Below are 25800 nucleotides of genomic sequence, written 5' to 3' on the forward strand. Positions count from 1 at the left end.
AGCGGGCGCCAGCGCCCGGAAACGGCATTGACGATGAAAGCATTTACTACCCTGACCGGTTTGGCCTGTCCCTTGGACCGCGCCAATGTGGATACCGACGCCATCATTCCCAAGCAGTTCTTGAAATCCATCAAGCGCTCGGGTTTCGGCCCCAATCTGTTCGACGAATGGCGTTATCTGGACCACGGCGAGCCGGGCATGGACAACAGCAAGCGGCCGCTGAACCCGGACTTCGTGCTCAACCTGCCGCGCTATCAGGGCGCGCAGGTGTTGCTGGCGCGGGAGAACTTCGGCTGCGGCTCCAGCCGCGAGCACGCGCCGTGGGCGCTGGACGACCAGGGCTTCCGCGTGGTGATCGCGCCCAGTTTCGCCGATATCTTCTTCAACAATTGCTACAAGAACGGCCTGCTGCCCATCGTGCTGGCGGCGGACACGGTGGATCAGCTGTTCCGCGAATGCGCGGCCGCCGAAGGCTATCAGCTGACCGTGGACCTGGCGGCGCAGACGGTCAGTACGCCGGCCGGTGAGGTGTTTGCCTTCGACATCACCGAGCACCGCAAGCACTGCCTGCTGGGCGGCCTGGACGAGATTGGCCTGACCTTGCGGCACGCGGACGAAATCAAGGCTTTCGAAGCCAAGCGCCGCGGCGAGCAGCCGTGGCTGTTCGCCTGAACGGCGGCCGGCGATGAGCGCGCTACAGCAGGGCGGCCACGCGCATAAGCAGCACGTGGAGCAGCAGTTCGGCGGCCAGGCCGCCGCCTATCTGAGCAGCCAGGTGCATGCGGAAGGCGCGGAGTTCGCCGAGCTGCGCCAAGCGGCGGCGGAGCATGGCGCGGCGCGGGTGCTAGACCTGGGCTGCGGCGCCGGCCATGTGGGCTTTCAGGTGGCGGAGGCGGCGCAGGAGGTGGTGGCTTACGATTTGTCGGCCGCCATGTTGGAGGTGGTGGCGGCGGAAGCGGCCCGGCGCGGCCTGGACAATCTGAGCACGCAGCAGGGCGCGGCGGAGCGGCTGCCCTTCGCCGACGGCGATTTCGATCTGGTGTTCAGCCGCTATTCCGCCCATCACTGGGGCGACGTGGGCCTGGCGTTGCGCGAGGCGCGGCGGGTGCTGAAACCGGGCGGCCGGCTGGCGTTGGTAGACGTGATGTCACCGGGACAGCCCTTGCTGGATACGCATTTGCAGGCGGTGGAAGTGCTACGGGATTCCAGTCATGTGCGCAATTACAGCGGCGGGGAATGGCTGACGATGCTGGCCGAGGCCGGCTTCGCGGTGGACAGCTTGCGCCGTCAGCGGCTGCGGTTGGTCTTCGACGCCTGGACAGCGCGCATGCGCACGCCGCCGGAGATGGCCGCGGCCGTCCGCCTGCTGCAACAGCGCATGGGCAGCGAGGTGCGAGATTATTTCGCCATCGAGGCGGACGGCAGTTTCAGTTCCGACGTGATGGTGTTGTGGGCCAGGCCATGAACGCCGCCCGCGGCGAGGACCGGCGCGGCGCGATGGCCTGGCTGCATCGCCACCCCTGCTGGGCCTTTGCGCTGCTGGGCTTGAGCTTTCTGGTGTTCGGCGCCGGCACGGTCAATCTGGCCCTGTTGTTGCAATTGAATTTCAAGCTGTGGCTGGACGCCGGCTGGCAGGCGGCGATGGATGGCGCGCTGCGCCAGTTGCTGGAACTGCTGGTGTCCGGCTATGCCGCGATGGCGGCTTATATCGTATTCAAATGTTGCGAGCGGGCGCTGGTTGAGCGGCTGACCCGGCGCGGTCATCAAGACTGAAAAGGAAAACACCATGAAAATCGCCATTCTGCCGGGTGACGGCATCGGTCCGGAAATCATCGCTCAGGCACAGCGCGTGCTGGAAGTGTTGCGCAAGGACGGCCTGCCGATCGAAACCGAGCAGGCCCCGTTGGGCGGCGCCGGCTACGACGCTTTTGGCCAGCCTTATCCCGAGTTCACCCAGAAGCTGTGCCGCGAATCCGACGCGGTGCTGCTGGGCGCGGTGGGCGGCCCGGCCTACGACAAGCTGGAGCGTCCGCTGCGGCCGGAGCGCGGCCTGCTGGTCATCCGCAAGGATTTGAACCTGTTCGCCAATCTGCGGCCGGCCATCCTGTACCCGGAGCTGGCCAACGCCTCCACGCTGAAGCCGGAAGTGGTGTCCGGCCTGGACATCATGATTGTGCGGGAACTGACCGGCGACATTTACTTCGGCCAGCCGCGCGGCATCGCCGTCAACGAGTTGGGCGAACGCGAGGCCTACAACACCATGCGCTACAGCGAGGGCGAGGTGCGCCGCATCGCCCATGTCGCCTTCGGCATCGCGATGAAGCGCAACAAGCGCTTGTGCTCGGTGGACAAGGCCAATGTGCTGGAAACCACCGAGTTCTGGAAAGAGGTGATGATAGACGTGGCCAAGGAGTATCCGCAGGTGGAGTTGTCCCATATGTACGTGGACAACGCGGCGATGCAGCTGGTGCGCAATCCCAAGCAGTTCGACGTGATGGTGACCGGCAATATCTTCGGCGACATCCTGTCAGACGAGGCTTCGATGCTGACCGGCTCCATCGGCATGTTGCCGTCGGCCTCGCTGGACGAAAACAACAAGGGCCTGTACGAGCCCTCGCACGGCTCCGCGCCGGACATCGCCGGCCAGAACCTGGCCAATCCGTTGGCCACCATCTTGTCCGTGGCGATGATGCTGCGCTACACCTTTGGCCTGGAAGACGCGGCGCAGCGGGTGGAAAACGCGGTGAAAACCGTGCTGGCGCGCGGCCTGCGCACCGCCGATATCTACGAGGCCGGCTGCGAGAAAGTCAGCTGCTCGGCGATGGGGGATGCGGTGGTGTCGGCGCTGTAAATGGCAGTGGTTCACCCGGCTTGCGCCGGGCGAACCGTCTGTTCTGATTTGAATACAATAAAAACGAAATACCCCATTGCTTGGCGCTTTATCGCGCTGCACAATGGGGTGACAACATTACAGCCGCCCGCCGTAACAGGCGGGCGCGACGATTTGACAGACAGATATCAGGAGAAACCCAGTGAGAGTAGGTTTTGTAGGTTGGCGCGGCATGGTGGGTTCCGTGCTGATGCAGCGCATGCGCGAAGAGAACGATTTTGCGGTGATCGCCGAGCCGGTGTTCTTCACCACTTCCAATGTGGGCGGCAAAGCCCCCGATATCGGCCGCGACGCCCCGGCGCTGAAAGACGCGAAGGACATCGCCGAACTCAAGACCATGGACGTGATCGTCACCTGCCAGGGCGGCGATTACACCAATGAAGTCTACCCGCAGCTGCGCGCCGCCGGCTGGAACGGTTACTGGGTGGACGCGGCTTCCGCGCTGCGCATGGAAGACAATGCCATCATCATCCTGGACCCGGTCAATAAAGCGGTGATCGAGCAGGGCCTGGCGCGCGGCGTCAAGGACTACGTCGGCGGCAACTGTACCGTGTCGCTGATGCTGATGGCGCTGGGCGGCCTGTTCCAGAACGATCTGGTGGAGTGGGCCACCTCCATGACCTATCAGGCCGCCTCCGGCGCCGGCGCGCAGAATATGCGCGAACTGCTGTCGGGCATGGGCGCGATCAACGCCCAGGTGTCCGGCCTGCTGGCGGACCCGGCGTCCGCCATTCTGGACATCGACCGCAAAGTGTCGGACTTCCTGCGCGCGGACGATTTCCCCAGCCAGAACTTCGGCGTGCCGCTGGCCGGCAGCCTGATCCCTTGGATAGACAAGGACCTGGGCAACGGCCAATCCAAGGAAGAATGGAAGGGCGGCGTGGAAACCAACAAGATCCTGGGCCGCTCCGCCAACCCGGTGCCGGTTGACGGCTTGTGCGTGCGCGTGGGCGCGATGCGCTGCCACAGCCAGGCATTGACCATCAAGCTCAAGCGCGACGTGCCGCTGGACGAGATCGAAGCCATGCTGGCGGCCGCCAATCCGTGGGCCAAGGTGGTTCCCAACACTCGCGAGGCCTCGATGGCCGAGCTGACCCCGGCGGCGGTGACCGGCACGTTGGCCACGCCGGTGGGCCGCTTGCGCAAGATGGCGATGGGCGGCGAATACCTGTCCGCCTTCACCGTGGGCGACCAACTGCTGTGGGGCGCGGCCGAACCGCTGCGCCGCATGTTGCGTATCCTGATCGAGCGTTGACAGGGTAGAATGGCGGCAGCCTGGGGTCCGCGCTGGCGGGCTCCTACTGCCGGGTCGCTCTTTAAAAGCGCGGCCGAGTTGAAAAGGGCACCTAGGTGCCCTTTTTTGCGTGCGGTATTCTGTTTGCAATGATTGATTGAGAAAGTAAAACGATGTCGAACTCTATTCAGCTCGCCGTAGTCGGCGCCACCGGCCTGGTGGGCCAGGCGGTACTGGAACTGCTGGCCCAGCGCCAATTGCCCGTGGGCCGGGTCTTTGCCGTGGACACGGCGGACAAGGAAGGCGAAACCGCGGCCTATGGCAACCTGGAACTGGATGTGCATCCGATCGACGGTTTTGCCTTCGAAAACGTGGCGCTGGCCATCTTCGCCGCCGGCAGTGAACTGGCGCGCGAGTACGCGCCGCTGGCGCGCGCGGCCGGCGCGGCGGTGGTGGATTTCAGCTCCGCCTTCCGCGAGGACGACAGCGTGCCGCTGGTGATTCCCGCCATCAACGGCGCTGTGCTGGCGGACGCCGGCGAAGCCGCGCTCGCCTCCGTGCCCAATTGCACGGTGACGCCGCTGGCGCTGGCGCTGGCGGCGCTGCGCCCGTTGGGCTTGCAGCGCGTGACTGTGGCCACCTATCAATCGGTGTCCGGCAGCGGCCAGGCGGCGATGGAAGAGCTGGCGGATCAGACTACGGCGCTGTTCTCTCAGCGCGAGACCGAAAGCCGGGTCTACGACAAACGCATCGCTTTCAATGTGCTGCCGCAGATCGGCGCGCTGGACGCGGACGGCGCGTCCGAAGAAGAACGCTCGGTAGAGCGCGAGTTGATGCGTTTGTTGGCGCTGCCGCAACTGCAAGTGGAAGCCACCTGCGTGAGGGTGCCGGTGTTCTTCGGCCACGCGTGGGCGGTGAATGTGGCATTCGAACATGAATTTGACATGGAGCAAGCGCGTAAGCGTCTGCTTGCGGCAGGCTTGCAAGTGGTGGCCGCTGACAAGCTGGGCGGTTATGTGACGCCGATGGAGGCTACCGGCAATGAAGCGGTGTGGGTCAGCCGTCTGCGCGGCAAGGGCCGGACGCTGAGTTTCTGGCTGGCCGCCGACAATGTGAAGGCCGGCGCGGCGCTCAATTGCGTGAATATTGCTGAAACCCTGTTAAAGCAGAATGGTTTGATCTGATTTAAGCGGTTTGGCCGACGCCGCGCACGGCGCGGACAGAGGGCGGCATTCGCGAGAGTGCCGCCCTGTTTCATGATGGAGTCGAAAAACGCGCGCAAACAGCGCCATTATGAAATCTAGCTAAAAACAGCGGCAGGGCCTAAGATTGCAACAGTTACCGTCTGCGCCCGCTGGGCCAGCGCAAATAAAATCAAGATAAACGTGCCGGAAGGTTGACAGTGACACATCAGGCAAAAATCAGAATCGGCGTTCTGGCGGTGGCTTTGGCCTGCTCCGCCAGCGCCTGGGCAGGGCTGGGGAAAATCAACGTCAGGTCCAATCTGGGCGAGCCGTTCCGCGCCGATATCGAATTGACCGGAGTAAGGGCGGCGGAGTTGGAAAGCGCTAGGATAGGGCTGGCCGGGGCGGATACATTTCAGGACTTGAATGTTGATTACGCCACGGTGCTCAATATGCTGCGCTTCAGCGTGGCGCCCAGCTCGCGCGGGGCGATGATACGCATCAGTTCTTCCGGACCCATCAACGATCCCTATCTGCGTTTCGTGGTGGAAGCCAAGACTTCGTCGGGACGCGCGGTGCGCGAATACACGGTGTTGTTGGATCCCAGCAACTACTCGATGGCTTCCCCGTCCGCCAATATCGTGCAGGACGTGCCCAGCTACGCCGACAATAATCTGTCCAGCCGCTATCGCGGCAACGCCGCGCCCATCGCGCGGCCGCAGCCAGGCATTCTCAAAGTGAAGTCCGGTTCCACCCTGCGCGGCCTGGCCGGCAAGGTGCGGCCGCGCGGCGCCACGCTGGACCAGACCATGGCCGCGCTGGCCCAGGCCAACCCCGACGCCTTTGTCGATGGCGACGTCAGCCGCCTCAAACTGGGCGCGGTACTGAAAGTGCCCGCCAGCCGCAAGATCAAATCCCTGAGCGCCGCCCAGGTGGCCAGTATTCTTGGCAGTCAGCCAGCGGCGCCGGCGGCTGAAGCGAAAGCAGGCTCCGATGTGCTGAAGCTGGTGCCCAGCGAGCCGGGCGGCGGCAAGCTGACCGACCTTGAGCAGCAGGTGGCGGCGCGCGAGCAAGCGCTGAAGAGCGCGGAGGCGCGCATCAGCGCGCTGGAAGAGCAATTGAAAGCCCTGCAGGCAGGCAAGTCCTTGCCGGCCATGCCCAGTTCCAGCCCTAGTTCCGCCCCGGCCGCGGCGATGGCGCAACCTGTCGCCGCCAGCGCTCCCGCGCACGCCGCCAGCGCGCCGGCCCCGGCTCCTGCAGCCAAGCCCGTTCCGGCGGAGCACAAGCCCGCGGCCAAGCCGGCGGCGCCTCCTCCGCCGCCGGAGCCGTCGTTGCTGGATAAGGTGATCGATCATTTGCCGCTAGTGGGCGGCGGCGTGGCCGGCCTGGGTCTGTTGGGCGCGCTGGGCCTGCTGCTGGCGCGCCGGCGCAAGGGCGGCAAGCCCTTGTCGCTGTCCGCCAACAATACCAGCGCCGCCTTGAGCCGCGGCGCGTCTTCCGGCATAGAGCCGCCGTCGGTGGGCGGCGGCCACTCCTTCATGAGCAATTTCACCCAGGCGGCCGGCGCCATCGATGCGGCCGAGGTTGATCCTGTAGCGGAAGCCGAGGTGTACATCGCCTACGGCCGCGATGTGCAGGCAGAGGACATCCTCAAGGACGCGCTGGCCAAAGACCCGTCGCGTCAGGAGGTGAGGCTGAAGTTGATGGAGATCTACGCGGCGCGGCCGGATGTCGCCAGCTTTGAAAAACTGGCGCGGGAAATGCACGCCACCTTCGACGGCCATGGGCCAATCTGGGCCAAGGCAGCGGCGATGGGGCGTTCCATAGACCCGACCAACTCGCTCTATCTGTCCGACGGCGAGGGCGAGGACATCGAAGCCGCGCCCGCGCCGGTATCTAGTCCGGGTAGCATTGATCTGGATAAAGAGCTGTTCGGCGAGCCGGAAGCAACACCGCCGACTGCCGCGCCTGAGCCCGTCGCCGTGCAGGAAGCTGCCGCGCCGCAGGACGACCCGCTGGCCGCCTTGCTCGCGGAGCCCCAGGTAGAGGAGAAGGAGAAGCCAGAGGAAGCCAATCTGCTCAATTTCGATCTGGACGCGGAGCTGAAGCCGCCCGCGGCGGAGCCCAAGCCGGAGGCTGCGGCTGCGGCGCCGGCGGAAAACAATTTGTTGGACTTCGACTTCAATCTGGAGGGCATGGCGGCGGAAGCGCCGGCCGCAGCCGAGACGCAAGCTGCGCCAGCGGCCCCATCCGCGGGTTTCGAGTCTCTGTACGAAGATATGCTGGCGGAGACGCCGGCCACAGAAACGGCAGCGCCGGCGCAGGCCGAAGGCATGTCGGTGCTGGACGATCCACTGGCCACCAAGCTGGATCTGGCCAAGGTTTACTTGGACATGGGCGATCGCGACGGCGCCAAAGAAGTGTTGCAGGATTTGATCGCCGAGGCGCAGGGGCCGCTCAAGGCGGAGGCCGAGGCCTTGCTGGCAACGATCAGCGCTTGAGATAGAGGCGACGACGATGCGCGGCGGGACGGGGCAACTCCTCCCGCCGCTTGACGATCCCGCGCCGGTGCGTGGTTTTTAGGCGAAAAACCGGAAAATGTGTGGCTTTTTTGGCCATTGCCTGGATGCAATGAGACGGGGACACCCGATTTATCCTCGCTAAGTGGCTGTTGTATAGTTTCGTTGCAATAATTAAAACGTTATAAGAGCCTGTCGAGACCCGGCTGCCGGCAAAGGCAAGCGGCACGGTGGCTTCGAAGAATGAGGGTGGGGAAATTCGTTCATGTCTTTCAAGACACGCATGAGTCAAATCGCGTCGCTGCTGGCCGGTCTGGGCCTGGCGGCGGCCGCTACGGCCGGTTTGGGGCCGATACGGGTATTGTCCGCCGATGGAGAGCCTTTCCTGGCGGAGATCCCCGTGGTGGACGAGGAGCCCTCGGACAATGTGCTGGTGGGCCTGGCTGACCGCAACCGCTATCCGCTGTTGTCCACTTACAGCAGTTCCGCCGGCAATCTGCAGTTTTCCATCGTCCGCAAGCCGGACGGCAATGTTCAAAAAATCCAAGTGAAGGGTGCCGCCAGTTATCCGGAGCCACTGCTGCGTTTCGCTGTGGATCTGAGTTGGCCAGCGGGTAGGTTGGTGCGCGAGTTCGAGGTGGATTATCGCCGCGATGGACCGCGGAACAAGCCCGCGCCGGTGCGGGAGGAGGGGAAGAAGCCGCTGGCCGGCGTCGATGCCTCGCCGCGCTTGGATTCGCTGGGCCTGAGCGACGCCCGACTGCGTTCGCGCTTGGGCGAGCCCTTGCTGCTGGAACTGAGCTTGCAGGGCAGCGCCTTGGAGCAGACGGAGCCGCCGCGCTTGGCGCTGTTCGCGGTGGCGGCTCAGGGCGAGCCCAGCGCTCAGCAAGTGCGCTTGGTGGCTTCCATCGTGCCCCATATCGAGAAAGTGGCCAAAGGCCGCTTTAATGTGCAACTGCGCACCGAGCAGCCGGTAAGCGAGCCGATGCTGGCCTTTCGGCTGGAAGTGGCCGCCGGCAAGCTCAAGGCGCAGAAAAACTACTCGGTATTGCTGGACCCGCATTCGGCGGCCAAGCCGGCTCCTGTCGCCAAGACGCAGGGTTTGAAAGTGTATCGGGTGCTCAAGGGCGACACGCTGTCCGGCATCGCCAGCCGCGTGCGCGGCGGCGGGGAGTCGGGCGGGGTGGCGCAGCAACTATTGCAAGGCAATCCCGAGGCCTTCATCGCGGGCGACGCCAATCGCTTGCGCGCAGGAGTGGCTCTGGAGTATCCGGCCGAGTGGCAGTTGCGTGGTCAGAGCGCCGCCCGCGCCGCGGAGCCTAAGCGATCGGCGGTTTCGCCCGAGGCCCGCGCGGCTGAGAAAAGCGTGCAGCAAGAAAGCAAGCCCCAGGCGCGCGCGCCGCAGGAGCATCAGCCTCCGGCGCAGAAGCCTCCGGAACGCAAGCAGCCGGAAGCCGCGCGGCAGGAACACAAGCTGCCGGAATCCAAACCGCAGGAGCACAAACCCGTAGAGGCCAAATCGGCGGCCAAGCCGGCCGCTCCGCTCGCGCCGGCGCATCCGCCTGTCGTCAAGGATGCGTCCAAACCGGCTCCAGTGGCAGAGGTCCCGAGGCAAGCGGCCGCGCCGTCGCAGCAGGAGCGGAATTTGCAACAGATGTTGCAGCGGCAAGACCAGGCCCTGCAGCAAGCCGAACAGCGCGCCAAGGCGCTGGAACAGAAAATTCAGGATTACCAGCGTCAGCAGGCGGCGGTAAAGGCCGCCGCGCCGGCTCCGGCGGAAAGAGAGCTCGGCCCCGAGTCCGTGCCGGAACCCAAGCCGAAACCGGAACCCAAGGTGGCGGCCGTCAGTTCGATGCCGGTCGCGGCGGCATCCGCACCGCAGGCGGCTATGCCGGAACACGCCGAGAAGCCGCCGGCGGCCAAGCCCGCGGAAGGGAATGTCCCGCCGGCTACGGTGGCGGCCAATAGCTGGACGGATGAATTGGGCGCGGTCTTGTCCGATGAGTCTATGCGTTGGAAGCTTGGCGGCGCGGCCGCGGCGCTGGGCCTGGTGGCTTTGCTGCTGGCGCGACGCAAGCGCAGCGGCGGCAAGACCGAACCCGCCGCGCCGGCCTTGAGCGGAACGGCGACGGGCGCTTCGATGCTGGGTCCGTTGACGACCTTGATGAGCTCTTTGAAGAAGGGCGACGGCATCGACCTGTCCTCGGTGGACCGCGTTGCCGAGGCCGATGTCTATCTGGCTTACGGTCGTGATGATCAGGCGCTGGAGATTCTGCGCGAAGGCCTGGCCCATGAGCCGATGAGGCAAGATTTGCGCTACAAACTGCTGGAGGTGTTGTCCACCCAGCAGGACAAGCAGATGTTCATTGCCGAGGCCACCACGGCCAAGGGCGTGTTCGGCAAGGACAGTACCTTATGGATGAGGGTGTGTGAAATCGGCCAGACCGTAGAGCCCGGTCATCCCTTGTTCGCCCAAGCCAAGCCCGAGCCGGCAGCGGAAGCGTCGGCGCAGCCGCCTGCGACCGCAGAGCTTGCAACTGTTGCCGCACCCGCACCCGCACCCGCACCCGCGACGCCCGTAGCGGCATCGCCTGCACCGGTAGCTGCGGCGAGCCCGGATGAGGAGAAAATGGAGCTGGCCAAGCTGTATCTGGAGATGGGCGACAAGGAAACTGCGGACGCTTTGATGAAGGAGGCCGGCCGCTGAGGCGCCCATAGCGCATCGAGAGTAAAAGGGGCCGGCGCGCTTGACGCGAGCCGGCTCTTTCGTTTTTCTTCGACGGCGTCTTATGCCGTGGTTGGCCGCTTTTCTCGCGCGTTCGCAGCAGACGTCATCGTTTGGTCGTGGCGCAAACCGGGCAGGATAAGGTAGAGTGAGTGCTTTATTGCTGAAACGACGCGGCGTGTCGCGTCGGTGTTTGAAGAAGGTGTGGGCATGAGGATAGCGCTCGGCATCGAGTATGACGGTCGGGCGTTTTCCGGCTGGCAGACTCAGCCGCATGGCAATACGGTTCAGGACAGATTGAATCAGGCGATCGCGCAGATCGCCGGCGTGGCCGACATTGGCACCTTGGCCGCGGGGAGGACCGACGCCGGGGTGCATGCGGCCATGCAAGTGGTGCATTTCGACTGCTTAGCGCAGCGGCCGTTGAATGCTTGGGTGCGCGGTGTCAACGCCTTGCTGCCGCCGGACGTGGCGGTGGTGTGGGCGCGAGAGGTGCCGGAGGAGTTTCATGCCCGTTTTTCGGCGTTTTCCCGCAGTTACAGCTATTTTCTGCTGACTAGTCCGGTGCGGCCCTGTTTGCTGGCCGGCAAGATGGGCTGGTTTCATCAGGCCTTGGATGTTGAGGCGATGCGGGAAGCGGCCGCCCATTTGCTGGGGCGGCATGATTTTTCCAGCTTTCGAGCGTCCGAATGCCAGGCAAAATCGCCGCTCAAGGATTTGCAGCGGCTGGACATCAGTGAGCAAGACGGCCTGATCCGCTTCGATCTGCTGGCGGACGCCTTCCTGCACCATATGGTGCGCAATATCGTCGGGGCGCTGGTCTATGTCGGCAAGGGCGCTTTGCGCGCGGAAGACGTGGCGGGGCTGCTGGCGGCGCGCGACCGCACCTTCGCGCCGCCCACCTTCATGCCGGACGGCTTGTACCTGACCGGCGTGGGTTATCCGGAAACATACGATTTGCCGTCGCAGGCGGACGCCGCGCGGCTGGCCTTGTGGAGATGAGAGTGGGCGGCACGACCCGAATCAAGATTTGCGGCATTACCCGGCCGGAAGACGGCGTGGAAGCCGCACGGCTGGGCGCCGACGCCATCGGCCTGGTGTTCTACGCCAAGAGCCCGCGTCATGTGGGCATCGAGCAGGCGCGCGCTGTGATCGCGGCGCTGCCGCCCTTCGTCAGCGTAGTGGCCCTGTTCGTCAACCCGGAACCGGATTATGTGCGCGCAGTGTTGGCGGAGTGCGCAATCGACATGCTGCAGTTCCACGGCGAGGAAGACGCCGCCTTCTGCCGCTCTTTCCAGCGGCCTTATTTGAAAGCGGTGCGGGTGAAGCCGGGCATGGATCTGGCTGAAATCGCCTCGGAATACCCGGACGCGCGCGCGGTGCTGACCGACGCCTTCGTTGAAGGCGCGCACGGCGGTACCGGCGCCACCTTTGACTGGAGCTTGCTGCCGGAGGCCTTGCCTCTGCCGTTGATCCTGTCAGGAGGGCTGGACGAACACAATGTGGCGGCGGCGGTGGCGCAGGTGCGCCCGGCCGCGGTCGACGTCTCCAGCGGTGTGGAGGCGTCCAAGGGAATCAAAGATGCCGCCAGAATGGCGGCGTTCATATCAGGAGTTAGACATGGATCGTTATGACTTGCCGGACGCCCAGGGCCATTTTGGCCCGCATGGCGGCGTCTATGTCGCCGAAACCTTGATGGCGGCGCTGGACGAGCTGAAAAACGAGTACGCTCGCGTCAAGGCCGACCCGTCGTTCTGGGAAGAATTCCGCCATGAGCTCAAGCATTACGTCGGCCGCCCCAGCCCGGTCTACCACGCCAAGCGCTGGTCAGAGCAATTGGGCGGCGCGCAGATTTATTTGAAGCGCGAAGATCTGAACCACACCGGCGCGCATAAGATCAACAACGCCATTGGCCAGGCGCTGCTGGCGCGGCGCATGGGCAAAAAAAGAGTGATCGCCGAAACCGGCGCCGGCCAGCACGGCGTGGCTTCCGCCACCGTGGCGGCGCGTTACGGCATGGAGTGCGTGGTGTACATGGGCGCTGAGGATATCAAGCGTCAATCGCCCAATGTGTTCCGCATGAAGCTGCTGGGCGCTACCGTGGTGCCGGTGGAATCCGGCTCCAAGACGCTAAAGGACGCGCTGAACGAGGCGATGCGCGACTGGGTGACCAATGTCGACAGCACTTTCTACATCTTGGGCACCGCGGCCGGCCCGCATCCCTATCCGATGCTGGTGCGCGATTTCGTGTCGGTGATCGGCGAGGAGGCCAAGGTGCAGATGCCGGAAGTCATCGGCCGCCAGCCGGATGTGGTGGTGGCTTGCGTAGGCGGTGGCTCTAACGCCATCGGCATGTTCTATCCGTATATCGGCGTGGACGGCGTGCGCATGGTCGGTGTTGAGGCCGGCGGCCTGGGCTTGGACTCCGGCAGGCACGCGGCGCCGCTTTCCGGCGGCGCGCCCTTGGGCGTGCTGCACGGCGCCAAGAGCTATCTGATGCAGGACGAGAACGGCCAGGTGGTGGAAACCCATTCGGTGTCCGCCGGCCTGGACTATCCCGGCGTGGGGCCGGAGCACAGCTATCTGAAGGACATCGGCCGCGCCGACTACGTGGCGATCAACGATGACGAGGCTTTGCGCGCCTTCCACGATTGCTGTCACTTCGAGGGCATCATCCCGGCGCTGGAATCCAGCCACGCGCTGGCCTGGGCCGCCAAGGAAGCGCCGAAGATGGGCAAGGACCAGGTGATTCTGGTCAATCTGTCCGGCCGCGGCGACAAAGACATCAACACCGTGGCCGGCCTCGCCGGCATCACCCTGTAAGGAGGCGCTATGTCACGTATCGCCCAATGTTTTGAAGAGCTGGCCGGCGGCAAGGCGCTGATTCCCTTCATCACAGCCGGCGATCCGTCGCCGCAGTTGACCGTGCAGTTGATGCACGGCCTGGTGGAGGGCGGCGCCGACATCATCGAGCTGGGGGTGCCGTTTTCCGACCCGATGGCCGACGGCCCGGTGATCCAGCGTGCCTCCGAGCGCGCGCTGGTCCACAAGGTGGGTTTGCGCCAGGTGCTGCAAATGGTAGCGGAGTTTCGTCGCGACAACGACCATACCCCGGTGGTGCTGATGGGGTATCTGAACCCGGTGTTCGCCATGGGCTATCAGGCCTTCGCCGCCGCGGCCAAGGCCGCCGGCGTCGACGGGGTGTTGACTGTGGACTGCCCGCCGGAGGAGTCCGCCGATTTGTCTGCGGCTCTGGCCGCCAACGGCCTGGATCCGGTGTTCCTGATCGCGCCCACCACGCCGCCGCAACGTGTGGCGGAAATTGCCAAACTGGCGCGCGGATACGTCTATTATGTGTCTCTGAAGGGGGTGACCGGCGCCGGGCATCTGGACATTGACGACGTAGCGCGTAAAATTGCTGCCCTTAGAGAATATTTGACCGTACCGATCGGCGTCGGCTTTGGCATTCGCGACGGCGCGACCGCCAAGGCGATCTCCGCCGCCGCTGACGCGGTGGTGGTGGGCAGCCGCTTGGTGCAGGAAATTGAGGCGGCGACACCCGAAACCGCCAAAGAGCGGTTAACCCGTCTGGTGGCTGAACTGAAGGCCGCCATCCGATAGAACACTGCGGGGGCTTAGCCCCCGTTTTACTGTGCCCGCCGTTTGGCGGCGGGCCCAAGAATCAAGGAGTCAGCATGAGCTGGTTGAACAAGCTCCTGCCGCCGAAGATCAAGCGCGACAACCGCGCTGACAAACCTTCCGCGGTACCGGAGGGGCTTTGGAGCAAGTGCCCGGAATGCGAAGCCGTGTTGTATTACACTGACCTGGAGAGCAATCTGCAGGTGTGTCCCAAGTGTAATCACCATCACCCGCTGACCGCGCGCGAACGTCTGAACCTGCTGCTGGACGAAGAGGGCCGGCGCGAGCTGGGCGAAGAAGTCAAGCCGGTGGATATCCTGAAGTTCAAGGATAGTAAGAAGTACCCTGATCGCTTGACCGCAGCCAAGAGCGACACCGGCGAGGACGACGCGCTGGTTGTAATGCAGGGCAGCATCGAATCGATGCCGGTGGTGGTGGCCGCGTTTGAATTCAAATTCATCGGCGGCTCCATGGGCTCGGTGGTGGGCGAGCGCTTCGTGCGCGGCGTGCGCGCCGCGGTGGAAGCCAAGGCGCCTTTCGTTTGCGTGGCCGCTTCCGGCGGCGCGCGGATGCAGGAAGGTTTGAATTCGCTGATGCAGATGGCCAAGACCAGCGCCGCCTTGCAGTTGCTGACCGACGCCAAATTGCCGTTCATCTCGGTGTTGACCGACCCGACCATGGGCGGCGTGTCGGCTTCCTTCGCCTTCCTGGGCGACGTGGTGTTGGCCGAGCCCAAGGCTCGCATCGGCTTTGCCGGCGCTCGGGTGATCGAGCAGACCGTGCGCGAAACACTGCCGGAAGGCTTCCAGCGTGCCGAGTTCCTGCTGAGTAAGGGCGCGGTGGACATGGTGGTGGATCGTCGCGAACTGAAGCGCAAGCTGGCGGAGTTGAGCGCTTTGCTGATGAAGGAGCCGGCTCCGGTCTAATCCGCAGCCAAGTCGTATTGAAAAGCCGCCATCTTTGGCGGCTTTTTTATTTGGCGCGACAGGCTTGCACCGCGCGATTGAATTGCGTCAGGAACTGTGGCGACTCGCGGGCGAGGAAGACTTTGCCGAAGTAGACACCGAAGGGCAGGCTTTGCGCCAGCTCGCTGCGCAGTCGCTCCTGTACGCCCATTTTGGCGATGAGCGCGTCCACTACGTAGGCATTGCCGAGAATGGCGTCAACGCGGCGGTTCAGCAGCATCTTGACCAGCTGTTCGCTATTGGGCGGGGTGGAGGTGAGTTGGTAGCCGTGTTCGCGCAGCCAGTCGTCCATATTGGAGCCGTTGAAGGCGGCGGTGCGGCCCTGGCGCTTGAAATCGTTGCTGGTGGGTGTCTGCGGGTTATCCTTTAGCAGGTACCAGCGCCGCTCATAAGGCAGGATGGGGGTGGAAAGCACCGCGTAGCCGTCGCGTTCCGCCGATGGCGTGGCGGTGAAGAAGGCATCGGCTTGTTGGTGCTGCACCTGCCATTGCGCACGCGTCCACGGCAGGAAGGAGATGGAGTAGGGGCGTTGTAGCTGCTTGAGCGCGCACTGCACGACTTGCACCGCCAAGCCGTCGGCGTCGCCGTTCTCTTTGCGGAAGGACAGCGGAGCTTGCTGATGGGTGTTGAGCCGAATAGGCGGTTCGGCGGCGGCGGCTCCGGCGAGCAGCAGGCCGGCGAGCAGAGCGCGACGGATGGGCGACGGGCATGAGCTGCGGCGGGAAGAATGGCCTGGGATCCTGCTTAAAAAATAGGCGGCAGTCATTTATTTTTTGCAATCATGGAGTTGCCGGTTTTATCCACATGCTGTCACCAGATTTGCTCATTGGCAAGGTGGGAAAGTTCCCGGATTTTGCCTTTTTTATAAGCGTAAGAGGCAAGTGGCTAATTGCAAAAGTTTTTTTGGCGTCCGCTTGGGGTTATCCACAAAGTTATCCGGTGATTGCTGTGGAAAACCCCGGCCGCCGTCGCCGTTATTCCTCCTGTTCCAGCTCCTCCAGTTCGGTCTGAACTTCCAGCCAAGCTTCCTCCACTTCGGCCAAACGGGTCGCCACTTCGCCCTGGCGGCGCACTGCGTCGGCCAGTTTTTGCCGGTTGGCGTCCTCGTAAGCGTCCGCGGAGGCCATGAAGCCGTCCAGTTCGGCTTTTGCCGCGCAAAGTTGGTCCAGTTCCTTTTCCAGCTTGTTCAACTTGTTCTGCAGCGGTTTGCGCAGCTGGGATAGCCGTTGCCGCGCTTCCGCTTCCTGGCGTTTCTGTTCCTTGCGGTTCTGGCCCTGCGCGTCTCCGGAGGAGGGCTTCCCGGCGTCGGCCAGCAGGGTCAGCCGCCATTGGCGGTAATCTTCGAGGTCGCCGTCGAAGGGCTGCACCTTGCCGTGGCTGACCAGCCAGAAAATATCGGTGGTGGCTTCCAGCAGGCTGCGGTCGTGGGACACCACGATCAGCGCGCCGCTGAAGTCCTGCAGCGCCATGGTCAGCGCATGGCGCATTTCCAGGTCAAGGTGGTTGGTGGGTTCGTCCAGCAGCAGCAAATTGGGTTTTTGCCAGACTATCATCGCCAGAGCCAGCCGCGCTTTCTCGCCGCCGGACATCGGGCCCACCGGATCGGTGGCGGCGTCGCCGCGGAAGTTGAAGCCGCCAAGGAAGCTGCGCAGTTCCAGTTCACGCGTGGTGGGCGCCAGCCTTTGCATGTGTTGCAGCGGCGTTTCGTCTTCGCGCAGGGTCTCCAGCGTGTGCTGGGCGAAGTAGCCTATCTTCAGCGTTTGGGCGTTGACGATCTCGCCGCGTAGCGGGGCGAGGTCGCCGGACAAGAGTTTGACCAAGGTGGATTTGCCGGCGCCGTTGACGCCGAGCAGGCCGATGCGCGCGCCGGCCTCCACCGATAGATTCAGTCCGCCGAGTATGGTGGTGGAGCCGTAGCCGACATCGGTCTGTTCCAGCTTCAGCAGCGGATTGGGCAGGTTGTCCGGGCTGTCGAAGTGGAAGTCGAACGGCGAAGCAATGTGGGCGGGAGCGATGCGTTCCAGTTTTTCCAGCGCCTTGACCCGGCTCTGCGCCTGGCGCGCCTTGGAGGCCTTGGCCTTGAAGCGGTTGACGAAGGACTCCAGGTGGGCGATCTGGCGCTGCTGCTTTTCGTACTCGCCTTGCTGGCGGGCCATTTTTTCCGCGCGCATCACTTCGAACTGGCTGTAGTTGCCGGTGTACAGCGTCAAGTCCTGGTTGGCAACTTCAACGATGTGGTCGCAGACGCTGTCCAGGAAATCGCGATCGTGGGAAATCATCAGCAGGGTGCCTGGATAGCCTTGCAGCCAGTCCTCCAGCCACAGTACGGTTTCCAGGTCCAGGTGGTTGGTGGGTTCGTCCAAAAGCAGCAGGTCGGAGCGACACATCAGCGCTTGGGCTAGGTTGAGGCGCATGCGCCAGCCGCCGGAGAAGCTGGCCACCGGTCGTTGCTGGGCGTCGATGTCGAAGCCCAGGCCGGTCAGCAGCTTGCCGGCACGCGCCGGCGCGGCGTAGGCGTCGATGCGCGCCAATTCGCCGTGCAGATGGCCGATGGCGTTGCCGTCGTGCCGCTCTTCGGCGTCTTGCAGCCCCTGTTCCAGCTGGCGCAGCTCATGGTCGCCGTCCAGCACGTAGTCCAGAGCCGAGCGTTCCAGCGCCGGCGTCTCCTGCGCCACATGGGCGATGGTCCAGTGGGGCGGCAGCAGCGCGTCGCCGCTGTCGGCGTGCAGTTCGCCCATCAGGAGCGCGAATAGGCTGGACTTGCCGGCGCCGTTGGCGCCGGTGAGGCCGGTCTTGTAGCCGGGGTTGAGGATCAGGTTGGCGCCTAGCAGCAATTCTTTCAGGCCGCGGCGCAGGTTGAGGTTCTTGAGTTGAATCATATGAGTCCGAAGCCGCGCCGGCGTTTGAGGCCGGCGCGGCGCATGGGGGTGGGTCAGGCCGGAGGCAGTGCGCTGAGATCCCAGCGCGGTTTGATCGAGTAGCTGCCGGGGGCTTGGGCGTGTTTCAGTCGCATCGCGCCAGCGAAGGCGATCATCGCGCCGTTGTCGGTGCACAGCGCCAGCGGCGGATAGAACACGTCGAAGCGGCGGCGGCGCGCGGCTTCGTCCAGTGCGGCGCGCAGTTGCTTGTTGGCGCCGACGCCGCCGGCCACCACGAGCCGTTTCATGCCGCATTGCTTGAGCGCGGCCAGCGATTTCTTGGTCAGCACTTCGACGATGGCTTCCTGGAAGGCGCGGCAGATGTCTTTGCGCGTCTGTTCGTCGATGTGGCCGTCGGCGTCCGCCACCTGCTTGCTCAGCGTCAGCACTGCGGTTTTCAGGCCGGAGAAGCTCATGTCGAGGTCGCCGGAATTTAGCATCGGCCGCGGCAGGGTAAAGCGGGCCGGATCGCCTTCCTCCGCCAGCTGCGACAGCAGAGGGCCGCCGGGGTAGGGCAGGCCCAGCAATTTGGCGGTTTTGTCGAAGGCTTCGCCGGCGGCGTCGTCCAGGGTTTCGCCCAGGATTTGATAGTCGCCGACGCCGCGTACAGCCATCAGCTGCGTGTGGCCGCCGGAAACCAGCAAGGCCAGGAAGGGGAACGCCGGTTTGGGTTCGGCCAGCAGCGGCGACAACAAGTGGCCCTCCAGGTGGTGGACCCCCAGCACCGGGATGTTCAGGCCAAAGGCCAGCGCGTTGGCCACGCTGGCGCCCACCAGCAACGCGCCGCCTAGGCCGGGGCCCTGGGTGTAGGCGATGGCGTCGAGGTCGGCCAGGGTCTTGCCGGCCTCGGCCAGGCAGGCCTCGGTCAGCGGGATGGCGCGGCGGATGTGGTCGCGGCTGGCCAGCTCAGGCACCACGCCGCCGTATTGGGTGTGCATGGCCATCTGAGTGTGCAGTTGGTGGGCCAGCAGGCCGCCGTCTGTGTCGTACAACGCGACTCCGGTTTCGTCGCAGGAGGATTCAATACCTAGTACCAGCATGTTTGGGCGCAGCTCGGATATAGCGGGACAATCTTTCTATTTTACCGGTGAATCTTTGTTCTCCCAAATCCGGATGTTAGGCTAGGCCGTTTCGGAATTCCTACTATGAGGAGAGGCGGGGATGAAAGCCAGGTTGAAGTGGGTGGACGGCGTGTGTTTTCTGGGCGAAAGCGGCAGCGGTCACGCGGTGGTGATGGACGGCGCGCCGGAAGGCGGCGGCAGGAATCTGGGGCCGCGGCCCATGGAGCTGTTGCTCTTGGGCACCGCCGGCTGCACCAGTTACGACGTGATCACTATTTTGAAAAAGTCGCGGCAGCAAGTCAGCGATTGCTGGGTGGAGATCGAAGCGGAACGCGCGGAGGAGGAGCCCAAGGTGTTCACCCGCATTCATTTTCACTTTGTGGTGACCGGGCGTGACCTGAAGGCGGAGACGGTGGAGCGAGCGATCAAGCTGTCGGCGGAGAAGTACTGTTCCGCCTCCATCATGCTGGGCAAGACCGCCGAGATCAGCCACGATTTCGAATTGCGCGACGCCTGAGGACGCCGCCGACGGCGGGCGGGCCGGCCAACAGGTCCGCCGCCAAGCTCAGCGCCGCATCATGGTCCGGACGGTGGCGCAGCGGATAGCCCCAGAACTTTTCGAAGCGCGGCGCGAATTCGTCAAGATAGCGCTGTTGGTCGGTTTGCGGGGCGATCACGATGGTGCCGCGTATCAATTGGCGAATCTGCAGCCGGTTGTCCTTGACCCACAGTGCCGCCATTTTACGGATGATGCGCGCGTGAAGATCCAGCTCGGTTGGCGCCGGTTCCTTGGCGATGAACACAAAGGGGCGTTGCTGGAGCAGCAACTGGTCCAGGGTGGCGAAGATGTCGGTGGGCTGCTGCCCATCCGGGCGGCGGCGATCCAGCCAGACGATGGGGAAGTCTTGAGCGTGGAATTGCATGGCTTTTTTGTAAATGATAATCAATATCATTGTATCGTCAAAAACCCGATCTGTCATCCCGATGGTGGTCGCGGAGCGGTCTTGAGATTCGCTCCGGCGGTCCCCACCTTTCCTAAGGCCGGCCGTGGGCGCAAGGCTTGGGTTGCCGGGCGTAAGCCGATACAATAGGCGGTTTTGCGCGGCCGCCGACTCCGGGGCCGCCATCGACGAAAAAGGCGTAGGGATGACTACCATCGTGGCGGTAAGAAAGGGCGATCAGATCGCGATCGCCGCCGACAGCCAGACCACTTTTGGCGACGACCAGAAGCTGTTGGCCGGCTATGATTGTTTCCACAACAAGATTTTCCAGCATGGGGACAGCTATTTGGCCATCTCCGGCTCGGCCGCCCACGATCTGGTGTTGCAAGGCGCGCTGAAGGAGTTGAAGAAAAAGGACCTGAGCAGCCGCCAGGGTATTTTCGAGACCTTCCGCAAATTGCATCCCAAGCTGAAGGATGGTTTCTACCTGCGTCCTGAAGAGGACGAGGAGGATCCGTACGAATCCAGCCAGATGATGGTGGTGATCGCCAACCGTCACGGGATTTTCGGGGTTTATCCGATGCGCGAGATTTACGAGTTCTCCCGCATCTGGGCGATAGGCTCCGGCCGCAAGTTCGCGATGGGCGCGATGTACGCGGTGTATGACCAAGCGCTGAGCGCGCGCGAAATCGCCGAAGTCGGCGTGCGCGCAGGTTGCGAATTCGACGTCAGTTCTTCAATGCCGATGACGGTCTATACCGTAGAACTGGCGGCGGGCAAGGAAAAGAAAGACACAGCATGAGCACACAAGACAGATTGCAACGATTTTTGTTTGACGGCGCGCCGGTGCGCGGCGCGCTGGTGAGATTGGACGGCGCCTGGCAGCAGGTGTTGGCTCGCCGCAGCTACCCGCCTGCCTTAAAGAAGATTGTCGGCGAAATGATGGCGGCGGCCGAGCTAATGGCCGCCAACCTCAAGTTCGACGGAGCGCTGATTCTGCAGCTTCACGGCGCCGGCGCCCTGAAACTGGCGGTGGTGGAGTGCAACAACGATCGCACCATTCGCGCCACCGCAAAGTGGGACGAAAGCATTTCCGACGACGCGTCCATCCAGTCCTTGCTGGGCGCTCACGGACGCTTCGTAGTGACCTTGGAGCCGCGCGTGGACAAGGCGCAAACCTGGCAGGGCATCGTGGCGCTGGAGGGCGACAGCATTGGCGAGATGCTGGAGAACTACATGCTTCGTTCCGAGCAGCTGGAAACCCGACTGATCCTGGCCTCTAGCGAGGAAACCGCCGCTGGCATGCTGTTGCAGAGGCTGCCGGAAGGCCATGGGGATCCGGAAGGCTGGGAGCGCATTCAGATGCTGGGCGCCACCCTGAGGGCGGATGAGTTGCTGGGCTTGCCGGCCGAGGATGTCCTGCATCGTCTGTTCCATGAGGAAACGGTGCGCGTATTTGATCAGGAAACGGTGAGTTTCGCCTGCAATTGCAGCCGCGAGCGCGTCGGCGACATGTTGAAGATGCTGGGCGGCCAGGAAGTGGGCGAGGTGTTGCTGGAGCAAGGCAGCGTGGAAATCGTCTGCGATTACTGCAACCAGCATTACGTCTACGACGAAGACGATGCCAACGGGTTGTTCGATTACGATGTGATCGCCGCGGCGCGCGAGGCCAGGCATTGATGCATTTTTGTTAGTTTGGCAACAAACTTTCCATAAGCCGCTTATGCGGCTTTCTTTACGCTCTTTTTTGGGTGAAAAACAGGGTAAAAATACCAATGTTGTAATTATGGTTTAAATTGCTGGTTTTATTTTAAACTGAATTCTCATGACGATGGCTATTCTATATGATTTGAAATTCGCATATGAATATTGATGCGACATTTTTAATGTCTTGGATAGCGTCATGATAAAAACAGCTTCGCTCAGCGGCGTGCGCGCACTGAGTCTTTCCGTGATGGCCGCCGCCTTATTGGCCGGTTGCGTCAGCGATTCCGAAAAAACAGCGCTCAGTCAGCCGGCGCCGCAGGCCAATCTGCCGCAGGCCGGCCATTCTTCGCACTCTCCGGCTTTGTCGGAGAAACCGTCCTACCCCCACGGCCTGCCGCCCGGCGCGCCGGCCGACGGCGCCGGCCCCGGTGCCAAGCCGCAAGGGCCGATGCAGCAGACCGGCGCGCGTCGCGCCAAGGAGGCCGCGGCCGCGCCGCAGTACGCCGACTGCGACGAAGCCAAGCTGGGACAATTGTCCGGCGCGGCCTTGGCGCGCTATGTCGCCAGCGTGCAGGGCACTTGCATGAACCGCCTGTTCCAGGCGGACGCTTTCAGCTACCGGGTGGTATCGCCGGCGAATATGCGTGAAGTGGCGGCCGAGGCCCGCGCCCGCGCGCAAGGCTGGGACGGCAAGAGCGCCAACGGCCTGTGGCCGCTGGCGGTGTTTTTGAAAGCCGGCTATTTCACCCAGTACAGCCACGCCGCGGAAGTGGGCGATTACGGCCGCCCGGTGGACGAGCCGGTGATGCAGGTGGTGAGCGCGCTGGCGGAAAACCCGGCGCTGTGGGGCGAGCCGGTGCGCGACGGCAGCGGCGATCACGACGCTTGGTATCTGGCGACCGATCTGCGTCAGTCCGTGGCGGAAACCATGATCCTGGCGGATTCGGTGCGCAAGCCGGAGCACGCCTTGCCGTTGCTGCAGCGTTTCTTCGGCCGTTACAACGCCGCGGCGAAGAACAACTGGGCGCGCATCGCGCTGCATCCGATGCAGACCACCCTGTTCAATATGCATTACACCGAGGGCTTCGCCGCCAAGGCGGGCGCCGGGCAACTGGATGCGCTGGCGACCAGCCTGGCAGGGCTGACCCGCGCCGGCCAGGCGGCTTTCGCCGATGAGCAGATGTATCTGAACACCGTGCGCGAAACCGGCCGTTTCATGCAATACCCGCGCACCGCCAAGCTGGCGGAAGACGCGGTGGCCGGCTTGCTGGGCGGCGAGAAATTCGGCGCTTCGTGGGCGGAAGCGGTGTACGCGCTGAAGAAGCTGGGCAAGGTGCCTTGCGAGCGCTACGGCATTTGCCAGGCGGAACAGGAACTGAAAACCCATTTGTTCCCGCATAGCTGGAGTTTCGACAACGGCAATCTGGTGTTCGAAACCCCGCTGGCGCTGGCCGAAGTGGAGCCGCTCTACTACGCGATGAAGCAGGTACAGGCGCAACTGGGCCGGGTCAGCGGCATCAGCCAGCCGGTGAGCGGCGACACCAACGCCAAATTGCGCATGGTGATCTACGGCAGCAAGACCGCCTACCAGCGCTTCCAGGGCCTGCTCAATGAATTGTCCACCGACAACGGCGGCATTTACATCGAAAAGGACGGCACCTTCTACACCTTCCAGCGCGAAGTGCCGCGTGAGAGTTATCTGAGCCTGGAAGAGCTGGTGCGCCATGAATACGTGCACTATCTGTCCGGCCGCTTTATTCAACCGGGCATGTGGGGCAGCTCGGAGTTCTATCGCGATGACCGCCGCATGGCCTGGTACGACGAGGGCTTCGCCGAATTCATGGCCTGGAGCACGTCGCGCGACGGCATCAAGGTGCGCGGCCACGTGGTGGACGTGGTGGCCAACGGCTGGCCGCAAAGCTATCTGGAACCATCCCGCATCATGCGTTCCAGCTATAGCGACGGTTGGGACTTCTACAGTCATTCCGCCTTGTGGTTCTACTACCTGAACCAGCAACAGCCGGGCCGTATCGCCGAGATTCTGGCCTCGCTGCGCGCCGACGACGTCAAGCGCTTCGACGCCCTGGTGGCGGAAATGGGCCGCGACGTCGGTCTGGTGCAGGGCTTCCACGACTATGTGGGCCGCCAGGTGGAGGCGCAGCGCGCCGGTCAACTGGGCAATACCTCGACCGAGCGGGGCGTGGACTGGCTGAAACAGGGGGAGTGGCAGGCCGGCGAGATCGGCGCGATCGAGGGCGCGATGCGCCGCTATCTGCCGGTGGCCTGCCGAGTGTGGGCTGACGGCGAGCGCAGCGCTCTGCGCCGCTTCGAATGCGACGGCGCTTTGCCGCTGCGTTCCGGCACCGCCACCTTGGCGCGCCAGGAGCTGGACAAGACGCTGGATTCCGCGCTGCAGAACCTGCTGCGCGGTAGCGGCATCAACAATATGATGGCGCTTAACTGCGCGGCCACCGACTACGACTTCAAGGCCAAGCGCGCCGCGCTGCGCTGCGAAGGTCCGTTGGGTCCGGCCGCGTCGCAGCCGGGCGGCGGCGACGCCCGGCTGGGTTTGGCCAAGCTCAGCTATTCCAGCCCTGTGCGCTGCCTGCGTGGCCAGTTGCAAGGCGTGGGCGAGCCGGACGGCTATAGCCTGGTAAGCGGCCCCAAGCTCGGCCGCGCCATCATGGCCGACCACGGCGCTTTCAACTACCGTCGCGATCAGGACCAGCCGGGCGTGGCAGACCAGATCACCGTGCGCGTGCGCAAGGGCGCGCAAACGCGGGATGTGGTGGTGCAATTGCTGGCGACGCCGGTGAATATGTCGGACGAGGAGTGCTGGGCCCGCGCCGGTTGAGGCGTGTCTGAGGCATGAATGAAAAGAGCCGGGAGATTCCCGGCTCTTTTTGTGTTAGAGCGCTTGAACCTGGCCCAGATCCGGCTGTTCCAGCCAAGCCATGAAGGCGTCGCCCAGCCGTTGGCTCTCGGCGGTGGCCTGGCGCCAGACCTGCTGGCGCTGAGCGTCCCGGCCCAGGTAGCGGTGAAAGTCCTGGCGGTCCGGCAGCTTGCCGCCGGGCAGGCGCGCCAGATAGTCGCGCGACGGCGAGATCAGCACGGTGTTGGCGTGGTGGGCCGGGTTGGGCCGGCGCCAGGGCAGGAATTTATCGAACCAGCCGGGCACGATGCGCTGGGTGAAGTGCGGATAGAGCACGATGTCGTCGCCCTGGGCGAAGGGGAAGTCCAGGTGGTAGTCGGTCAGGCCGCCGTCTCGATAAGTGGCCGCCGGGGCGCCTGGCAGCTGCACGCCGCTGAGCACGCCGGGAATGGCGATGGTACCCATCAGCGCGGTGTCCAGATTGTCTGGCCCCAAGGGCTGGCACAGCGTGGGGATGCCGTCCTCGGGCTTGAAGTGCAAGGCGCTGCGGGGATCATGGCAGATTACCCGGCTGAAAGCGTGGCGCAGCAGGCTACGCGACACAGCGTTGAGCGCGGCGCTCAACGCCAGGCCGCCCAGCAACGCGGCGCGCGCTTCGCTGGAGAGTAGGCCGTGGGAACGCACCAACAACAGACTAAGCTGATAGTGCGGATGGTCTATCAGCGCGCCGCGTGCCGCCGGCGCTAGTATCTCATCCAGCATCAGGCGGGTCTGGCGGGTAATTTCGGCCACGCTGGAGTCCGCCGCGTAGGTTTCATCGGTGTAGCGCTCCGCCAGCCGGGCCAGCGCCTGGCGCGGTTCGGCCTGCATCGCGCAAGCGAAGCGCCAGCCGCCGATGGAGGCGCCAACCAGTTCGCGCCGGCGCGGGTTGCCGTTCAGCCATTCGAACACCGCCTGATCCAGGCCGGTGATGCCTATCGCCTTGGGGCCGCCGGCGGCGCCGGGCAGAATGGCAACGCTGGCGGCGGGCAGGCCCTGGCGCGCCAGCAGCTTGCGGGCGTGCGCGCCGGCCTTGATCACGAGGGGCTGGTAGGGAATATGGATGGCGGACATGGTGTCTTATTCTGGACTGGGGTTGGCCAGCG

At 63.9% G+C, this 25800-nt stretch carries 22 protein-coding genes; 17 read left to right on the forward strand and 5 right to left on the reverse strand.

Features of this window, described 5'->3' with window-relative positions; all coding sequences use genetic code 11:
- The first annotated feature begins 33 nt into the window (after positions 1 to 33).
- The 13 genes from leuD (at position 34) to accD (ending at position 15117) form a co-directional block, all read left to right on the forward strand.
- On the forward strand, positions 34 to 672 hold the full coding sequence (gene leuD, locus B0T39_RS01455) for a 3-isopropylmalate dehydratase small subunit (protein WP_081544473.1): 639 nt from the start codon (positions 34 to 36) through the stop codon (positions 670 to 672).
- A 13-nt stretch (positions 673 to 685) separates the two neighbouring features.
- Positions 686 to 1465 carry a class I SAM-dependent methyltransferase gene (locus B0T39_RS01460; RefSeq protein ID WP_081544474.1) on the forward strand — a complete coding sequence of 260 codons (780 nt, stop codon included), beginning with the start codon at positions 686 to 688 and terminating at the stop codon, positions 1463 to 1465.
- Entirely contained in the window at positions 1462 to 1773 is a 312-nt protein-coding gene (locus tag B0T39_RS01465; protein WP_141111036.1) for a hypothetical protein, read from the forward strand. Before B0T39_RS01460 ends, B0T39_RS01465 begins: the two co-directional genes overlap by 4 nt.
- A gap of 13 nt (positions 1774 to 1786) precedes the next feature.
- The gene (leuB, locus tag B0T39_RS01470) at positions 1787 to 2851 is read left to right on the forward strand and encodes a 3-isopropylmalate dehydrogenase (protein ID WP_081544476.1); all 1065 of its coding nucleotides are present in this window, start codon (positions 1787 to 1789) and stop codon (positions 2849 to 2851) included.
- A gap of 181 nt (positions 2852 to 3032) precedes the next feature.
- Complete coding sequence (gene asd / locus B0T39_RS01475) at positions 3033 to 4145, forward strand: aspartate-semialdehyde dehydrogenase (protein WP_081544477.1); 1113 nt, start codon at positions 3033 to 3035, stop codon at positions 4143 to 4145.
- Between the two features lie 152 nt (positions 4146 to 4297).
- The gene (locus B0T39_RS01480; protein ID WP_081544478.1) at positions 4298 to 5308 is read left to right on the forward strand and encodes an aspartate-semialdehyde dehydrogenase; all 1011 of its coding nucleotides are present in this window, start codon (positions 4298 to 4300) and stop codon (positions 5306 to 5308) included.
- A gap of 218 nt (positions 5309 to 5526) precedes the next feature.
- Positions 5527 to 7809 (forward strand): FimV/HubP family polar landmark protein, encoded by a 2283-nt coding sequence (locus B0T39_RS01485; protein ID WP_254894464.1) that lies wholly within the window; start codon positions 5527 to 5529, stop codon positions 7807 to 7809.
- Between the two features lie 301 nt (positions 7810 to 8110).
- Complete coding sequence (locus tag B0T39_RS01490; protein WP_141111037.1) at positions 8111 to 10534, forward strand: type IV pilus assembly protein FimV; 2424 nt, start codon at positions 8111 to 8113, stop codon at positions 10532 to 10534.
- Between the two features lie 228 nt (positions 10535 to 10762).
- A complete protein-coding gene (gene truA / locus B0T39_RS01495; protein ID WP_081544480.1) occupies positions 10763 to 11554 on the forward strand; it encodes a tRNA pseudouridine(38-40) synthase TruA in 792 nt (263 codons plus the stop codon).
- 2 nt (positions 11555 to 11556) lie between these two features.
- The gene (locus tag B0T39_RS01500) at positions 11557 to 12186 is read left to right on the forward strand and encodes a phosphoribosylanthranilate isomerase (protein WP_254894465.1); all 630 of its coding nucleotides are present in this window, start codon (positions 11557 to 11559) and stop codon (positions 12184 to 12186) included.
- Positions 12173 to 13375, forward strand: a complete 1203-nt coding sequence (gene trpB, locus B0T39_RS01505; RefSeq protein WP_081544482.1) for a tryptophan synthase subunit beta — start codon at positions 12173 to 12175, stop codon at positions 13373 to 13375. The genes B0T39_RS01500 and trpB overlap by 14 nt, the downstream gene beginning before the upstream one ends.
- 9 nt (positions 13376 to 13384) lie before the next feature.
- The gene (gene trpA, locus B0T39_RS01510) at positions 13385 to 14173 is read left to right on the forward strand and encodes a tryptophan synthase subunit alpha (protein ID WP_081544483.1); all 789 of its coding nucleotides are present in this window, start codon (positions 13385 to 13387) and stop codon (positions 14171 to 14173) included.
- Positions 14174 to 14247: 74 nt separating this feature from the next.
- A complete protein-coding gene (gene accD, locus B0T39_RS01515; protein WP_019102618.1) occupies positions 14248 to 15117 on the forward strand; it encodes an acetyl-CoA carboxylase, carboxyltransferase subunit beta in 870 nt (289 codons plus the stop codon).
- A 46-nt stretch (positions 15118 to 15163) separates the two neighbouring features.
- Here the strand turns inward: accD and B0T39_RS01520 are convergent, their stop codons facing one another.
- From B0T39_RS01520 to tsaD, 3 genes are all read right to left on the reverse strand, one after another.
- Positions 15164 to 15922 (reverse strand): substrate-binding periplasmic protein, encoded by a 759-nt coding sequence (locus tag B0T39_RS01520; protein ID WP_081544484.1) that lies wholly within the window; start codon positions 15920 to 15922, stop codon positions 15164 to 15166.
- 208 nt (positions 15923 to 16130) lie between these two features.
- Complete coding sequence (locus B0T39_RS01525; protein ID WP_081544485.1) at positions 16131 to 18035, reverse strand: ATP-binding cassette domain-containing protein; 1905 nt, start codon at positions 18033 to 18035, stop codon at positions 16131 to 16133.
- A gap of 53 nt (positions 18036 to 18088) precedes the next feature.
- Complete coding sequence (gene tsaD / locus B0T39_RS01530; RefSeq protein ID WP_081544486.1) at positions 18089 to 19114, reverse strand: tRNA (adenosine(37)-N6)-threonylcarbamoyltransferase complex transferase subunit TsaD; 1026 nt, start codon at positions 19112 to 19114, stop codon at positions 18089 to 18091.
- A 121-nt stretch (positions 19115 to 19235) separates the two neighbouring features.
- Here tsaD and B0T39_RS01535 point away from each other — a divergent pair, with 121 nt between their 5' ends.
- Positions 19236 to 19652 carry an OsmC family protein gene (locus B0T39_RS01535; protein ID WP_081544487.1) on the forward strand — a complete coding sequence of 139 codons (417 nt, stop codon included), beginning with the start codon at positions 19236 to 19238 and terminating at the stop codon, positions 19650 to 19652.
- On the opposite strand, the gene B0T39_RS01540 is transcribed toward B0T39_RS01535, so the two are convergent.
- Positions 19621 to 20088: a hypothetical protein gene (locus tag B0T39_RS01540; RefSeq protein WP_081544488.1), complete on the reverse strand. Its 468-nt coding sequence runs from the start codon at positions 20086 to 20088 to the stop codon at positions 19621 to 19623. The genes B0T39_RS01535 and B0T39_RS01540 overlap by 32 nt on opposite strands.
- A 193-nt stretch (positions 20089 to 20281) precedes the next feature.
- On the opposite strand from B0T39_RS01540, the gene B0T39_RS01545 reads away from it, so the two are divergent.
- The 3 genes from B0T39_RS01545 to B0T39_RS01555 all read left to right on the forward strand — a co-directional run bounded on the left by B0T39_RS01545 (position 20282) and on the right by B0T39_RS01555 (position 24637).
- Entirely contained in the window at positions 20282 to 20878 is a 597-nt protein-coding gene (locus B0T39_RS01545) for an MFS transporter (protein WP_081544489.1), read from the forward strand.
- Entirely contained in the window at positions 20875 to 21756 is an 882-nt protein-coding gene (gene hslO / locus B0T39_RS01550; protein WP_081544490.1) for an Hsp33 family molecular chaperone HslO, read from the forward strand. The genes B0T39_RS01545 and hslO overlap by 4 nt, the downstream gene beginning before the upstream one ends.
- A 223-nt stretch (positions 21757 to 21979) precedes the next feature.
- Positions 21980 to 24637, forward strand: coding sequence for a collagenase (locus B0T39_RS01555; RefSeq protein WP_081544491.1), 2658 nt, complete (start codon positions 21980 to 21982; stop codon positions 24635 to 24637).
- 54 nt (positions 24638 to 24691) lie between these two features.
- Here B0T39_RS01555 and B0T39_RS01560 read toward each other — a convergent pair whose 3' ends face one another.
- Positions 24692 to 25768, reverse strand: a complete 1077-nt coding sequence (locus tag B0T39_RS01560) for a hypothetical protein (protein WP_081544492.1) — start codon at positions 25766 to 25768, stop codon at positions 24692 to 24694.
- Between the last annotated feature and the right edge of the window lie 32 nt (positions 25769 to 25800).

It is taken from the genome of Chromobacterium haemolyticum (assembly GCF_002081825.1).
GTDB lineage: Bacteria > Pseudomonadota > Gammaproteobacteria > Burkholderiales > Chromobacteriaceae > Chromobacterium > Chromobacterium fluminis.

Coding starts and splice junctions, on each gene's coding strand:
- B0T39_RS01480 (WP_081544478.1), top strand. CDS start 4,298: ATGTCGAACTCTATTCAGCTCGCCGTAGTCGGCGCCACCGGCCTGGTG.
- B0T39_RS01545 (WP_081544489.1), top strand. CDS start 20,282: ATGACTACCATCGTGGCGGTAAGAAAGGGCGATCAGATCGCGATCGCC.
- truA (WP_081544480.1), top strand. CDS start 10,763: ATGAGGATAGCGCTCGGCATCGAGTATGACGGTCGGGCGTTTTCCGGC.
- tsaD (WP_081544486.1), bottom strand. CDS start 19,114: ATGCTGGTACTAGGTATTGAATCCTCCTGCGACGAAACCGGAGTCGCG.
- B0T39_RS01555 (WP_081544491.1), top strand. CDS start 21,980: ATGATAAAAACAGCTTCGCTCAGCGGCGTGCGCGCACTGAGTCTTTCC.
- trpB (WP_081544482.1), top strand. CDS start 12,173: ATGGATCGTTATGACTTGCCGGACGCCCAGGGCCATTTTGGCCCGCAT.
- B0T39_RS01490 (WP_141111037.1), top strand. CDS start 8,111: ATGAGTCAAATCGCGTCGCTGCTGGCCGGTCTGGGCCTGGCGGCGGCC.
- B0T39_RS01535 (WP_081544487.1), top strand. CDS start 19,236: ATGAAAGCCAGGTTGAAGTGGGTGGACGGCGTGTGTTTTCTGGGCGAA.
- B0T39_RS01465 (WP_141111036.1), top strand. CDS start 1,462: ATGAACGCCGCCCGCGGCGAGGACCGGCGCGGCGCGATGGCCTGGCTG.
- accD (WP_019102618.1), top strand. CDS start 14,248: ATGAGCTGGTTGAACAAGCTCCTGCCGCCGAAGATCAAGCGCGACAAC.
- trpA (WP_081544483.1), top strand. CDS start 13,385: ATGTCACGTATCGCCCAATGTTTTGAAGAGCTGGCCGGCGGCAAGGCG.
- hslO (WP_081544490.1), top strand. CDS start 20,875: ATGAGCACACAAGACAGATTGCAACGATTTTTGTTTGACGGCGCGCCG.
- B0T39_RS01560 (WP_081544492.1), bottom strand. CDS start 25,768: ATGTCCGCCATCCATATTCCCTACCAGCCCCTCGTGATCAAGGCCGGC.
- B0T39_RS01520 (WP_081544484.1), bottom strand. CDS start 15,922: ATGACTGCCGCCTATTTTTTAAGCAGGATCCCAGGCCATTCTTCCCGC.
- B0T39_RS01525 (WP_081544485.1), bottom strand. CDS start 18,035: ATGATTCAACTCAAGAACCTCAACCTGCGCCGCGGCCTGAAAGAATTG.
- leuB (WP_081544476.1), top strand. CDS start 1,787: ATGAAAATCGCCATTCTGCCGGGTGACGGCATCGGTCCGGAAATCATC.
- leuD (WP_081544473.1), top strand. CDS start 34: ATGAAAGCATTTACTACCCTGACCGGTTTGGCCTGTCCCTTGGACCGC.
- B0T39_RS01460 (WP_081544474.1), top strand. CDS start 686: ATGAGCGCGCTACAGCAGGGCGGCCACGCGCATAAGCAGCACGTGGAG.
- B0T39_RS01540 (WP_081544488.1), bottom strand. CDS start 20,088: ATGATATTGATTATCATTTACAAAAAAGCCATGCAATTCCACGCTCAA.